At 66.8% G+C, this 12,816-nt stretch carries 12 protein-coding genes; 3 read left to right on the top strand and 9 right to left on the bottom strand.

Features of this window, described 5'->3' with window-relative positions; translation table 11 throughout:
• Positions 1-36: 36 nt before the first annotated feature.
• The 4 genes from ACQ7HM_RS02035 to ACQ7HM_RS02050 form a co-directional block, all read right to left on the bottom strand.
• Entirely contained in the window at positions 37-1,743 is a 1,707-nt protein-coding gene (locus tag ACQ7HM_RS02035; protein ID WP_434214570.1) for an ABC transporter family substrate-binding protein, read from the bottom strand.
• A complete protein-coding gene (locus ACQ7HM_RS02040; RefSeq protein WP_434214571.1) occupies positions 1,740-3,647 on the bottom strand; it encodes an ABC transporter ATP-binding protein in 1,908 nt (635 codons plus the stop codon). Before ACQ7HM_RS02040 ends, ACQ7HM_RS02035 begins: the two co-directional genes overlap by 4 nt.
• Entirely contained in the window at positions 3,640-4,548 is a 909-nt protein-coding gene (locus ACQ7HM_RS02045) for an ABC transporter permease (protein WP_434215604.1), read from the bottom strand. The genes ACQ7HM_RS02040 and ACQ7HM_RS02045 overlap by 8 nt, the downstream gene beginning before the upstream one ends.
• A gap of 99 nt (positions 4,549-4,647) precedes the next feature.
• Entirely contained in the window at positions 4,648-5,622 is a 975-nt protein-coding gene (locus ACQ7HM_RS02050) for an ABC transporter permease (RefSeq protein ID WP_434214572.1), read from the bottom strand.
• 177 nt (positions 5,623-5,799) lie between these two features.
• Here ACQ7HM_RS02050 and ACQ7HM_RS02055 point away from each other — a divergent pair, with 177 nt between their 5' ends.
• Together ACQ7HM_RS02055 and ACQ7HM_RS02060 are read left to right on the top strand one after the other, a co-directional pair.
• The gene (locus ACQ7HM_RS02055) at positions 5,800-6,738 is read left to right on the top strand and encodes a nitrilase-related carbon-nitrogen hydrolase (protein ID WP_434214573.1); all 939 of its coding nucleotides are present in this window, start codon (positions 5,800-5,802) and stop codon (positions 6,736-6,738) included.
• A 59-nt stretch (positions 6,739-6,797) separates the two neighbouring features.
• Positions 6,798-7,778 (top strand): agmatine deiminase family protein, encoded by a 981-nt coding sequence (locus tag ACQ7HM_RS02060; protein WP_434214574.1) that lies wholly within the window; start codon positions 6,798-6,800, stop codon positions 7,776-7,778.
• Positions 7,779-7,818: 40 nt separating this feature from the next.
• On the opposite strand, the gene ACQ7HM_RS02065 is transcribed toward ACQ7HM_RS02060, so the two are convergent.
• Complete coding sequence (locus ACQ7HM_RS02065) at positions 7,819-8,265, bottom strand: Hsp20/alpha crystallin family protein (RefSeq protein WP_434214575.1); 447 nt, start codon at positions 8,263-8,265, stop codon at positions 7,819-7,821.
• A 284-nt stretch (positions 8,266-8,549) separates the two neighbouring features.
• Here ACQ7HM_RS02065 and ACQ7HM_RS02070 point away from each other — a divergent pair, with 284 nt between their 5' ends.
• Positions 8,550-10,562: an acyl-CoA dehydrogenase family protein gene (locus ACQ7HM_RS02070; protein ID WP_434214576.1), complete on the top strand. Its 2,013-nt coding sequence runs from the start codon at positions 8,550-8,552 to the stop codon at positions 10,560-10,562.
• On the opposite strand, the gene ACQ7HM_RS02075 is transcribed toward ACQ7HM_RS02070, so the two are convergent.
• From ACQ7HM_RS02075 to ACQ7HM_RS02090, 4 genes are read right to left on the bottom strand one after another with little or no spacing between them, the layout of a single operon-like run.
• Positions 10,540-10,845, bottom strand: coding sequence for a hypothetical protein (locus ACQ7HM_RS02075; protein WP_434214577.1), 306 nt, complete (start codon positions 10,843-10,845; stop codon positions 10,540-10,542). The two genes, ACQ7HM_RS02070 and ACQ7HM_RS02075, sit on opposite strands and share 23 nt — an antisense overlap.
• Positions 10,842-11,414 carry a DUF3093 domain-containing protein gene (locus ACQ7HM_RS02080; protein WP_434214578.1) on the bottom strand — a complete coding sequence of 191 codons (573 nt, stop codon included), beginning with the start codon at positions 11,412-11,414 and terminating at the stop codon, positions 10,842-10,844. Before ACQ7HM_RS02080 ends, ACQ7HM_RS02075 begins: the two co-directional genes overlap by 4 nt.
• On the bottom strand, positions 11,407-11,799 hold the full coding sequence (locus tag ACQ7HM_RS02085; protein ID WP_434214579.1) for a hypothetical protein: 393 nt from the start codon (positions 11,797-11,799) through the stop codon (positions 11,407-11,409). Before ACQ7HM_RS02085 ends, ACQ7HM_RS02080 begins: the two co-directional genes overlap by 8 nt.
• The gene (locus tag ACQ7HM_RS02090; protein WP_434214580.1) at positions 11,796-12,803 is read right to left on the bottom strand and encodes a hypothetical protein; all 1,008 of its coding nucleotides are present in this window, start codon (positions 12,801-12,803) and stop codon (positions 11,796-11,798) included. The genes ACQ7HM_RS02085 and ACQ7HM_RS02090 overlap by 4 nt, the downstream gene beginning before the upstream one ends.
• Positions 12,804-12,816 lie beyond the last annotated feature (13 nt).

Consider the following 12,816-nt stretch of genomic DNA (forward strand, 5'->3'; position numbering starts at 1 on the left):
AGGCGGCCGCGACGGCGAGCGGATAGCGCAGGCCCGCTATTTCAGGAACCCGACCTTGGACATGTCCTGGTCGCCGAAACCGGGCGCACCGTAATTCGCGAGGTTCTTCTTCGTCGCGTAGGTGAACGGACGCTGGAAGAGCGTCAAACTGTGGCCCTCCTGCCAGACCTTTTGATCAAGCTGGTTGTAGAGGGCGAACCGCTTGGTGTCGTCGGTCTCTTTCAACGCCTCATCGGCAAGCGCATTGATCTCCGGGCTACCGACCTGGCCGTAGTTCTGCAGCGTGATGCCCTTGGTCAGCCGGTAAATTCCATCGCCACCGGACGGGTACGGCGTTGTTTCCCAGGTGAAATGAGTGACGTCGAAATTGCCGACCAAGACATACTTCTCGAAGAAGTCATCAGTGGGCACGGTGTCGATGATCAGGTTGACCCCGACGTCCTTCAGGTTCTGCTGCATGATCTGCGCTTCCTGTGAGGCGTTGGGCGTTCCCGACGGGATCACATCCTGCAGATCGAGTTGCTTGCCGTCCTTCTTGCGGAACTGTCCCGACATGGTCCACCCTGCCGCGTCGAGTTCCTTTTTCGCCTGCTCCGGATTGAAGGTGATGTCCCCGTTGTTGGCCTGATACCCCTTCTGTCCGTCGACGAAAACGTGGTTGTTCATCACGGTCGGCTTCGAGGTGATCTGACCCAACTGTGTCTGGGCGAGATACGTCCGATTGATCGCCTTCATCAGTGCCAGCCGCACAGCCTTGTCCGAGGTGATGCGACCACTGGCACCGTTGAAATCGAAGTGCCGATATTGGAATCCCAGGCTCTGGCGCAGTTCGACATTCGGAATACCCCGGGCGATTTTGAAAGCGTCCGCATCGCTGCCGAGTTCGTAGAAGTCCACTTCCCCGCTCTGCAACGCGCCGATCGACGCTGTCGAATCGAGCGGTATGTAGGTGATGGTGTCGAGTACGGCCTTGTTCTCACCCCACCAGTCGGGGTTTCGTTCGGCCACGAAACGCTTCTTCCCGGGCTCGATCGACCGGATGCGGAAAGGCCCTGCTGTGGGCGGGAACTGGGTGATCGCGCCGTTGTTGAACGCCTGCACCGAGTTCATGTTCTCGCGAGGTAGCAAGGGAACGAACAATCCGCGCCAGTCTCCGTAGGGCTTCCCGGCCTGATAGGTGACGATCGCCTGTTTGTCGCTGGACCCGCGGACGACCGACTCCACACGGTCGTAGCCGGCGGTCGAGGATGCCTCGTAGGCGGTGTCCTTGCCGTTGAGGGCCGTCCAGTTCGTGACGAGATCGGTGTAGTCGATCGGGCGACCGGTGCTCCACGTCGCCTTGGGATTGATGTCGTAGGTGACGGTCTGCTTGCCGTTGACGAAGGTTTCGTTGATCGACGTGAAGTAGTCGGTGTCCACCGACAGGGACGCGTCCGGCGCGGCTCGGAATGCGGTCGGCATCAGCGCGAGATAGAAGCGATTCGTGTCGACCTGGGTTCCGTCGATTTGGTAGTAATTGAAGTTGACCGGCACCTGCGACAACGGGAAGTTGAGGTTGCCGCCCTGCTTCAGGTCGCTGATCGGATGCGGGTTGACCTGCGCCGTTGTCACGAACGAATCGGGCCCCCGGGCGCCACCGTTGTTGCCCGACGAGCATCCCGCGAGTAGGCCGGCGGCGGCGATGACCGCCGCCAGGGGCACGATCGCGCGAAGTGTTCTGCGTCTCATGATGTTGCCTCTCATATCTTCTCGGCCAGTTCGGCCGCGGTGGTGATGCGTTCTCGCTGTCGGGCGGGATCGGGGACGGGGATGGCCGCGAGCAGAGCCCGCGTGTAGGGGTCGCGGGGGTCGCTGAAGACCTGCGCGGTGGGGCCCTTCTCGACGAAGACGCCGTTCCGCATGACGGCGACGTCGTCGGCGAGGTGCCGCACGACCGAGAGGTCGTGCGACACGAACAGATAGGCGAGCCCCAGTTCGGCCTGCAGGTCCTGCAGCAGGTTCAGCACACCGGCCTGGATCGAGACGTCGAGCGCCGACACCGGTTCGTCGAGCACGAGGATCGACGGCCGCAGTGCGAGCGCGCGGGCGATGCCGATGCGCTGGCGTTGACCGCCGGAGAACTGGGTCGGGTAGCGGTCGGCGAAGGCCGGTCGCATACCCACGGTGTCCATGAGTTCCCGCACGCGCGTGGCACGTTCGGTCGCGGGTACGCCGGTGATCTTGAGCGGCTCGGCGATGATCTCGCCGACCGGCATACGCGGGTCGAGCGAACCCATGGGGTCCTGGAACACCATCTGGATGTGTGCGCGCAGTTCGCGTTGCGCGGCACGGCCGAGGTCGTAGGGGTGCTGACCGCGCACCGAGATCGATCCCGACTCCGGTCGGGTGAAGTCCATGATCTGCATCAGTGTGGTCGACTTGCCGCACCCGGACTCGCCGACGATCGCGAGGGTGTGCCCGGCGCGGAGGTCGAAGCTGATCCCGCCGACGGCCTCGAACGAACCTGTGCGACGCCGGATCACCGAACCCTTGAAGAGTGGGTAACTCTTGCGCAGCTCGGTCACCGAGAGCACGACATCCGAGGTGGGCGCCTTCTCGGTAGCGTCTCCACCGGCGGCCGGCGGTGTGTCGACCTCGACTCCGAAGACCTCGGCGGCACTGCCCTCGGTGGCGGCTTCGACGTTGATACACGCCGCACGGTGACCGGCCGCCACCTCGATCAGCGGCGGCTCGGCGGTGTCGCAGGCATCGATGTGCACGGGACAGCGTGGGCCGAACGGGCATCCGACGGGCAGATCGACCAGTGCGGGCGGATTGCCGTCGATGGGGACGAGACGTTGCTGCGCCGGACGGTCGGGCCGGGGTATCGAGCCCAGGAGACCGATCGTGTACGGCATCGACGGCCGCGCGTAGAGGTCGTCCACCAGCGCGGTCTCCACGGCACGACCTGCGTACATCACCATCACGCGATCGGCCACGCCCGCGACGACTCCGAGGTCGTGGGTGATGAACACGACGCCGGCACCGGTCACGTCGCGCGCGGTACGCAGCAATTCGAGGATCTGGGCCTGGATGGTGACGTCGAGCGCGGTGGTCGGCTCGTCGGCGATGATGAGATCGGGGTCGTTGGCGATCGCCATCGCGATGACCACACGCTGGCGCATACCGCCGGAGAACTCGTGCGGATACGACCGCGCGCGGGTGCCCGGTTCGGGGATACCCACCAGGTCGAGCAGTTCGACGGCACGCGTCTGCGCGGCCGACCGCGACATCGACGGGTTGTGGATCCTCACGGCCTCGGCGATCTGATCGCCCACCCGGAAGATGGGGGTCAGTGCGGTCAGCGGGTCCTGGGAGATCATCGCGACCGAACGTCCGCGTTCGGTGGACATCTCGCGATCGGAGAGGCCCAGCAGCTGGCGGCCGTTGAGCTCGATCGACCCCGAGACCCGCGCCGACGGGGGCAGGAGACCCATCACCGCCAGCGACGACACCGACTTGCCCGACCCCGATTCACCGACGATGGCGAGTACCTCACCGCGGTTCACCGAGTAGTCGAGACCGCGGACCGCGGTCACGGTCCCCTCTTCGCTGGGGAAGGTCACCTCGAGGTCGGCGACCTCGAGGACCTTCGTGTTCTCAGGCACGGGCCTGCCCTCTCGTCGAGGTCGGATCGAACGCGTCGCGCAGACCGTCGCCCACGAAGTTCGCGGCCAGCACGATGAGCACGAGTGCGCCACAGCAGAACCCGAAGAGCCACGGGTAGGTCAACGCGGACGAGGTCCCGTCGGCGATGAGCGTGCCCAGCGACACGTCGGGACGTTGCACCCCGAAACCGAAGTAGCTCAGGCTCGCCTCGCCGATGATCGCGATGCCCACGTTCAGGGTGACGTCGACGATGAGGATCGACGCCATCGACGGGAGGATGTGCTTGCCGATGATGGTGCCCGGGGTGGCGCCCATGTATCTCGCCGCCCGGATGAACTCCCGCTCGCGCAACGACCGCGTGAGAGCTCGCACGATGCGGGAGGTGATCATCCACGAGAAGGCGGCGAGCAGGACGACGAGGATCATGAAGCTCTTGCCCCGGAAATAGGGGCTCGAGATGGCGATGATGAGGAAGCTCGGTACCACCAGCATCACGTCGGCGATCCACATCAGCCCGCGATCGGGCCACCCACCGAAGTAGCCGGCGACGGCGCCGACCACCCCGGCCACGACGGTCGAGATGAGCGCCACGAGGATGCCGATGATGAGTGACTTCTGCAGTCCGCGCAGCGTCTGCGCGAGGACGTCCTGGCCGATCTGGTTCGTGCCGAACCAGTGTGCGGTGGTGGGTGGTGAGTTCAGGGCGAACGCGTCGAGTTCCTCGTAGCCGTAGGGGATCACGTACGGGAGCAGGAACGCCGCGAGGAACATCGCGACCAGCACCACGATCCCGAACAGCGCGAGCCGGTTGCGCAGGAAGCGACGCAGGATCAGTCGCCGTTGGCTGATCGGCGGCGCGAGCACCACGGCGTCCACGGTGTCGAGCGCCTCGTCGCCCACCGGACCGACGGACCCGTCAGCGGGACGGATGGGTACCGACATGATCGGCTCCTCTCTCGGCGGGTGGCAACGGACTCGAGGTGATCGGGACGGTCTGCATCACACGCGGATCCGTGGATCGAGTGCGGCGGTGAGGATGTCGGTCAGCATGCCCGAGATCAGTACCGACAGCGCCGTGAACAGGGACACCGCCATCGTGATGTTGACGTCCTGGCTGGTGATCCCGTAGATCAGCCAGTCCCCCATGCCGTACCAGCCGAAGACGCGTTCGGTGAACGTCGCGCCGGTGATGACCGCACCCATCCCGAACGCGAACAACGTCGCCATCGGTATCAGCGCGGTGCGGAAGCCGTGCTTGAAGATCGCCCGACCACGGGTCAGACCCTTGCCACGCGCGGTGCGGATGTAGTCGGAGTTGAGCTCGTCGAGCATCGAGCTGCGCATGTAGCGGCTGTAGCTACCCAGGGTGAACAGCAGCAGGACAAGGGTCGGGAGCACCAGATGCTGTGCGCGGTCGATGATCTCGTTCCACAGACCGGGCGACAGCGTCGTGGAGGTCTCGCCGGTGTACTCGAAGAAGGTTGATCCGGTCGACTGGTTGACCTTCACCGCCACGTACTTCAAGACCGGCGCCAGCACCAGTACGGGGATGCTCAGCAGGACGAAGGTGACGACGGTGGCGACGTGGTCGAAGATCTTGTACTGCCGCACGGCCCCATACGCGCCGACCAGGGTCCCGATCACCGCGCCGAGGACGGTGCCCAGCACCACCAGACGCAGCGACACGAGGATGCGTCGCCAGAGTTCGTCGTTCACCGATCCCGCCGCGACCGTCTGCCCGAAGTCGCCCGTGAGCACGTCGCGGAGCCACTGGAAATACCGCAGTACCGGATTGTCGTCGAGATGCAACGCCGCGCGTTTCGCGGCGAGCACCCCCGCCGACGGCGGCGGGTTGCGACCGAGGAGGTTCGCCAGCGGGTCGAACGTCAGCGACGCCAGCAGGTACGTCAGGAATGTCGCCACGAACAGCAGGACGATGTAGTTCAGGAGCCTGCGAACCAGATACCCCGCCACGCACCCCACCCTTCGAGAACCCTGTGGACAACTTGCGTCATTGTGCACACGCCGTGTTTCACATTCGTTTCGTTTCGCTCCGAAAGGTGCAAAGTCGGAGGTTCGACATCGCTTGCCGAGGCAGCGAGCTGGGGTTATCGTTAAACGAACATAATTCGTTAAACCCGAGGAGACCCGATGCGAACGATCGTCGCCCCTGCGGTGCCCGCGCCGCCGTGTCGGTACGAGGCGCCGACGCGCGAACCGTTGCGCGTCGCGCTGGTGCAGCACCGCTGGCACGCCGACCCCGACGACCTGCGGGCCGAACTCGCCGAGGGGATCGCCGCGGCCGCGCGCGCGGGAGCCCGCGTGGTGTTCCTCCCCGAGCTGACCCTGCGTCGCTATCCGGCCTTCGAACGCGCGGGCACCGACCCGGGTACCGACGCCGAGGACCTGCACACCGGACCGACCGCCACGTTCGCCGCCGAGATGGCACGCACCCACGACGTGTTCGTCCACGCGTCGCTCTATCAATCGTCGCCCGGTGACGACGGGCTGGGCCTGAACACCGCGATCCTCGTGTCACCGCAAGGCGACATCGTCGCGCACACCCACAAGCTCCACATCCCGATCAGCCCGGGCTATCACGAGGACACCTACTTCCGTGGCGGACCGGCCGATGACCCGTACCCGGTGCACCGTCCCGAGGGACTCGACGCGGCCCTCGGTCTGCCGACGTGCTGGGACGAGTGGTTCGCCGAGGTGACGCGCAGCTATTCGTTGGCCGGCGCCGAGATCCTGGTCTATCCGACGGCCATCGGATCCGAGCCCGACTTCCCTGATTTCGACACACAACCCCTGTGGCAGCAGGTGATCGTGGGCAACGCGATCGCCAACGCGACGTTCATGGTGGTGCCGAATCGACACGGCGACGAGGGCGCGATCACGTTCTACGGGTCGTCGTTCATCTGTGATCCGTTCGGGCGCATCCTCGTTGCGGCACCCCGGGACGAGTCGGTGACCCTGGTCGCCGACCTCGACCTCGACCAGCGACGCGACTGGCTCGCACTGTTCCCGTTCCTCGCCACCCGTCGGCCCGACACCTACGCATCGCTGACAGCGCCGGTGACGCCGTGACCCCCGCCGACCGAACATGGCGGATGCCTGCGGAGACCGTTGCGCAGGAACGTGTCTGGATGGCCTACCCGGTCGCGGGATACTCCCTGGGCGACAGCGAGGCCGAACGGGAGGAGGCGCGTTCGACGTGGGCGGCGGTCGCGCACGCGGTCGCCGACTTCGAGCCGGTGACGGTGATCGTCGACCCCGCCGAGATCACCCACGCACGACGCCATCTGTCGAGTGAGATCACGCTCGTCGAGGCCCCGCTCGACGACGCCTGGGCCCGAGACATCGGCCCCACCTTCGTCCTCGACGACGCCGGCGGGCTGGGCGCGGTCGACTGGGTGTTCAACGGCTGGGGCGCCGCCGAATGGGCGACCTGGGACGCAGACCAGCACGTGGCGACGCTGATCGCCGAGCTCTCCGGTGCCGAACGCATCGACTCGCCCATGATCAACGAGGGTGGCGGCATACAGGTCGACGGCGCCGGGACGGTGTTGCTCACCGAGACCGTCCAGCGCGGCGAGGGTCGCAACCCCAGCTGGTCTCGCGCGCAGGTCGAGGCCGAACTGGCACGCACCATCGGCACCACGACGGCGATCTGGTTGCCGCGCGGATTGACCCGGGACAACGACACCTTCGGCACCCGTGGACATGTCGACATCGTCGCGGCCTTCCCGACGCCGGGCACGATCCTCGTCCACGATCAGACCGACCCGGCCCACCCCGACCACGCGGTGACCGCCGAGATCATCGAACTGCTCTCCGACGCCACCGACGCGATGGGCTCACGGCTGGACATCGTGCGTGTGCCCGCGCCGCGGAACCTCACCGACGCAGGCGGATTCGTCGACCACAGCTACATCAACCACCTGGTGGTGAACGGCGGCGTCGTCGCGTGCTCGTTCGACGACCCCGGCGACGCACCGGCCGCGGAGATCCTCGCCGACGCCTATCCCGGACGCGACGTCGTCACCGTCGACGCGCGGCCGCTGTTCGACCGCGGCGGCGGGATCCACTGCATCACCTGCCAGCAGCCCGCACGACGGCACCCGTGAGCCGGCCGGCCCACGGGTGCCACCTGGGGACAAGGTCGCGTCAGGCTGTCGATTCGGCCTCGATGGACCGAGGCGAATCCTTCTGGCGCACTGCGATCGTCCGCGGCTTCGCCCGCTCGGCGACCGGGATGGTCACGGTGAGCACACCGTTCTCATAGGAGGCCTCGATGCCCGCGGCGTCGATATTGTCGCCCAGGCTGAGCTGGCGCCGATACGTCCCGGAGAACCTCTCGTTGGCCAACCACTGCACCGCATCATCGGACCGCGCGGTGCGCTGCGCGGCCAGGGTCAGCGTTCCGTTGTCGACGCTGACCTCGACCGATCCCGGGTCGACGCCCGGGAGATCCGCCGTCAGCAGGAAATGATCGTCGACCTTGCAGAGATCCATCGGCATGAACCTCGGGGTCCGCGTCGATCCCGTCGGCTGACCGCTGAGCAGACCGCGGGCCAGTGCGTCCATCTCGGTGAAAGGATCAAAACGAAGCACAGCAACCCACCTCCTGTGTCGCCATGGCCCGCCCCGGTGACGAGCCCTCCATCACTGTGCAGCTCCGAATTTAGCACTCCGATGCGTCGAGTGCCAGAACTTTTTCGATGTCATTGTTCGCCCAGTCATGCACCTGCACACCAGGTTCGGAGGAAATCGCCGAGCCTGGCGACGACAGTCGTTACTCCGCTGTTATCCGACACGCCCACCGCTGCCGTATTCCGGTCGTCAACTGTGATCATCATTTCCGTCAAGCCCGGTCCGGCTCTGCGTAACGTGGGTATATGTCAGTCACCGATGCGGCAGTACCCGAAGAAGTCACCCCGGACCTGAGTGTGGTCGGCGCCGACGACGTCGATCGTGAACTCCTGGTCGACAATCTGCGATACACGCTCGACGGGCGGTGGCGCGAGACGCGCCAGTACGCGCGGCGCAACATGGATCGCACCGACCTCCTGCCCGACCCGACGCTGACGATGCAGGAGTCACGCGACCGGACGTTCGAGCACATCCGCGAGCTCGGCAAGCTCGACTTCGCCTCGGCCGGTTTCCGTACCGAGCACGGTGGGACGGGCGATGTCGGCGCGTCGATCACCGCGATCGAGATGCTCGGCTACGCCGACCTCTCGCTGATGGTGAAGGCCGGCGTGCAGTGGGGCTTGTTCGGCGGGGCGATCGAGAACCTCGGCACGCAGCGCCACCACGACAAATACGTGAAGCCGCTCATCGATCTCGACCTCCTCGGCTGCTTCGCGATGACCGAGAAGGGTCACGGATCCAACGTCCAGGCGCTCGAGACCGTCGCGACGTACGACCGCGACGCCGACGAGTTCGTGGTCCACTCCACCACGCCCTCGGCCACCAAGGACTACATCGGCGGCGCAGCCCAGCACGCCACGCTCGCAACGGTGTTCGCACAGTTGGTGACCGCCGGTCCGGGTCAGGAGCCCGAAGACCACGGCGTGCACTGTTTCGTGGTCCCGATCCGCGACGAGAACCACGAGCCCATGCCGGGTGTGACGATCGGCGACGACGGCCCGAAGGGTGGTCTCGCCGGCGTCGACAACGGGCGTCTGAGCTTCGACCACGTCCGCATCCCACGCGAGAACCTGCTCAACAAGTACGCCGACGTCGACGACGACGGCACCTACCACTCCCCCATCGACAACCCGAACCGTCGCTTCTTCACGATGCTCGGCACGTTGATCCGTGGTCGTGTGTCGGTGGCCGCGACGGCCGGTGCCGCCGGCCGCAAGGCGCTGGCCATCGCCACGCACTACGGTCTCGAGCGTCGCCAGTTCGAGGCGCCCGACTCCGACAACGAGATCGTGATCATGGACTACCTGGCGCACCAGCGGAAGCTGTTGCCGCTCATCGCCAAGTCGTACGCCCTGGCGTTCGCGCAGAACGAGGTCGTCGAGGAACTGCACGAGGTGCAGTCGGCCAACCCCGAGGACACCGAGGGCGACGACTCGATGGCCGGCCGCCAGCGCGAACTCGAGAGCACAGCCGCCGGACTGAAGGCGATGACCACCTGGCACGCGTCGCACAGCATCAACGTGTGCCGTGAGGCGTGCGGCGGCAACGGCTATCTCGACGAGAACCAGCTGTCGATCATGCGTGGCGACATCGACGTGTTCACCACGTTCGAGGGCGACAACACCGTGCTCACACAGCTGGTCGCGAAGGAACTGCTCTCGGCCTACGCCGAGGACGTGCGCGGACTGAACACCGTGGGCTGGGCCCGCTTCATCGCAGACATGGCCCGCGACGTCATCCTCGAGAAGTCCGCCGCGCGTCAGGTGGTGCAGACCCTGCTCGATTCCTCCGGTGAGGATCCCGAGGAGTCGGAGCTGTCGAACCGGGCCACGCAGATCCGCCTCTTCCGCAACCGCGAGGATCACCTGCTGCGCACCTGCGCCAACCGTCTCCGCCGCGCGACGGCCGAGGATGCCGACGCGTTCGAGGTGTTCAACAACGCCCAGGATCACCTGCTGAAGGTGGGCCACGCCCACATGGAGCGTGTGGTGCTCGAGTCGTTCATCGAGGGCATCGAGAACTGCGACAGCAAGGCCGCCGCCGAGCTGTTGGGCACCGTCTGCGACCTGTTCGTCTACTCCGCGCTCGAGGACGACCTCGACTGGTTCCTCATGCACCGACACGTGTCGGTGGAGCGCGCCAAGGCGATCCGTCGCGGCGTGAACGAACTGTGCAAGGAACTCCGGCCGCACGCGCAGACCCTCGTCGACGCCTTCGGCGTTCCCGAGGCGCTGCTCACCGTGGCGATGGAGGGCTGACCCCGTCGACTCCCGTGTCGCCACGACGGCGGCGCGGGAGCACCCGGGTGACCGCGACACAGGTCGCGACCACGGCGGCGAGGATGCACGCCGTCGCGCCGCCGATCCGGTTGCCGCTGTAGGTCGTCAACGAGTACGGGCCGCCCACGGTGCGGTCGTCGATGGTCAGCGGGGGATAGTCGGCGGTGGTCACCGAGGTCAGAGCGAGCCACACCGCCAGCGCAACGAACACCAGCGCGACGATCACTGCCGCCCCGGCGACCAGGCGTGCCCGACCGTTCACGGGGTCTCGTCCGGCTCGTCGTCGGGATCAGGCTTCGCGCCACCGCGCGGACCCAGCCCCATCTGCACCGCGAGGAGTGCCTCGGTCAGTTCCTGACGGAGGCGTCGATGATCGCGGGCCCAGGCCTGGGTCAGCTTCCCCGAGGTGAGGGTGAGGCCGATTCCGGTGCGACGCCGCGGCACACCCGACAGATCCCCCAGCGCCTTGGCACTCTCCCAGTCCTTGGGGTCGTGCGCGTTGTTCTCGGGGTGGATCGTCGCGATGTCGGAGAGCGGGATCGTCTTCACGCCCTGCCGCAGTGTGGTCTCGGTGAGGCAGACGCTGACATGTTGACGTGCGGCGTAGACCTGGATCAGGGCGAACCCGGTGAGCACCACGAAGAAGATCGACAACACCGGCCAGTGGATCTGCCCGGGTCCGGTCGCCTCGACCGCGACGACCGCCGCGATCAGCAGCGGCCCGATCGACACCACCCACCAGCTGCCACCGTTCTCGCGGAACAGTACTGCGCCCGGGTCGTCGTCGGATCCTGCCGCCGAATCCGCGTCGAGGTCGCGCCGATCAGCCACCGATCGCACCCCCGGTGAACCACTTCTCGGCTGCGGGCCGATACGCCATCATCGATCCGACGAGACCCACCAATCCGCTGACCAACAGGAACGGGTCGAAGAACAGCACCGCGACGAGCATCCCCGCCATCGTGACCACGAGGGTCAGCACCGACACCGTCGATCGCCAGCGTGCGTCGGGGGTCGCCGCGCGGCGACCCAGGATGTACACCGCCGCGGCGATCGCGATGCTGATGACGCCCAGGCCGATACCGAAGGCGCTGCCGCTGCCGATACCGATCCACAGGAACCACACGGCCGAGACACCGAAGAGCACGGCCGAGGCGAGCCACAGCCGCGCCGCCCACACCGCCATCGTCGGAACCGCGACACCACCCGCGCTCATCGGCGCGACTCGCCGTCGTCGGGGTGATCGGGTGTTGCGTCCTCGGACCGCTCGTCGAGCGCGGACAGGTCACGCTCGCGCACGTTCTCCCCCGTCGCGGGGCGGGCCGACGACCGGTCGTCGGCCGGCGGTGTCGGCGGCGCCTGCTGATACGCCTGCGGGTCGAAGGTCCGGGGGTCGTAGGCGTGCGGGTCGTAGTAGGGCCCCGGCTGCTGGTCCCCGTGCTGCGCAGATCCCTGATTCTGCTGCGCCGGAGGCTGATACCGGTTCGGGTCGTACTGCGGCGGAGCCGGCGGGTACTGCGCCGGCGGGTGCTGGGCGGGCGGGTACTGGGCGGGCGGGTACTGGGCGGGCGGGTACTGGTTCGCCGGATACTGGGAAGGTGGGTACTGGCTCGGCGGGTACTGGGCCGGCGGGAAGGCGTTCGGAGGGTAGAGGGCGGCCGGGTACGGCGTGGGCGTCGCGCCACCGCGGCGGTACATCGCCATGTCCCGACAGAACTTCTCGGAGTCCTTCTGCAGCAGCAGGTATCCCGCGCCGAGAGCGGCGACACCACTGATGACCGACGGGATCGTCGTCCATGCGGGTCCGCCGTCACCGAAGAGCGAGAACACCGCCTGCACCACGAGGAAGCCGCTGAGGAACGACAGCGCGAGACGCGCCCAGTTGTGGCCCGATCGCGCCAGCCACACCAGCAGCAACGACACCGCCGTCACGACCACACCGACACCGACGAACACGCCGACGATGAGGCCGGTCGACGCCATGAGATCGGACTGCTCGGTCGACGCCTCGCGCGCCGCCCGGCGCACCGAATCGGCGGCCGCGGAGTACTGACCGCCGTAGGCGATGGCCTGCCCCGCGATCACCACCAACCACAGCTCGGTACCGATCGCCATCGGCGTGGCCAGGGTCGGCTTCGGGTTCTGCGGACTGGACTCCGGATGGGTGCCCTGGTTCGGCGGGCCCTGCGCAGACGGCCGCGGATTCGACGGGTACGACATGGCACACAGAGTA

This window comes from Williamsia sp. MIQD14 (assembly GCF_051025635.1).
Taxonomy (GTDB): Bacteria; Actinomycetota; Actinomycetes; order Mycobacteriales; family Mycobacteriaceae; genus Williamsia_A.

What these genes read in the sequence shown, in the direction of transcription:
- ACQ7HM_RS02035 (WP_434214570.1), bottom strand. Translation starts at nt 1,743, where the DNA reads ATGAGAGGCAACATCATGAGACGCAGAACACTTCGCGCGATCGTGCCC.
- ACQ7HM_RS02055 (WP_434214573.1), top strand. Translation starts at nt 5,800, where the DNA reads ATGCGAACGATCGTCGCCCCTGCGGTGCCCGCGCCGCCGTGTCGGTAC.
- ACQ7HM_RS02060 (WP_434214574.1), top strand. Translation starts at nt 6,798, where the DNA reads ATGGCCTACCCGGTCGCGGGATACTCCCTGGGCGACAGCGAGGCCGAA.
- ACQ7HM_RS02070 (WP_434214576.1), top strand. Translation starts at nt 8,550, where the DNA reads ATGTCAGTCACCGATGCGGCAGTACCCGAAGAAGTCACCCCGGACCTG.
- ACQ7HM_RS02085 (WP_434214579.1), bottom strand. Translation starts at nt 11,799, where the DNA reads ATGAGCGCGGGTGGTGTCGCGGTTCCGACGATGGCGGTGTGGGCGGCG.
- ACQ7HM_RS02090 (WP_434214580.1), bottom strand. Translation starts at nt 12,803, where the DNA reads ATGTCGTACCCGTCGAATCCGCGGCCGTCTGCGCAGGGCCCGCCGAAC.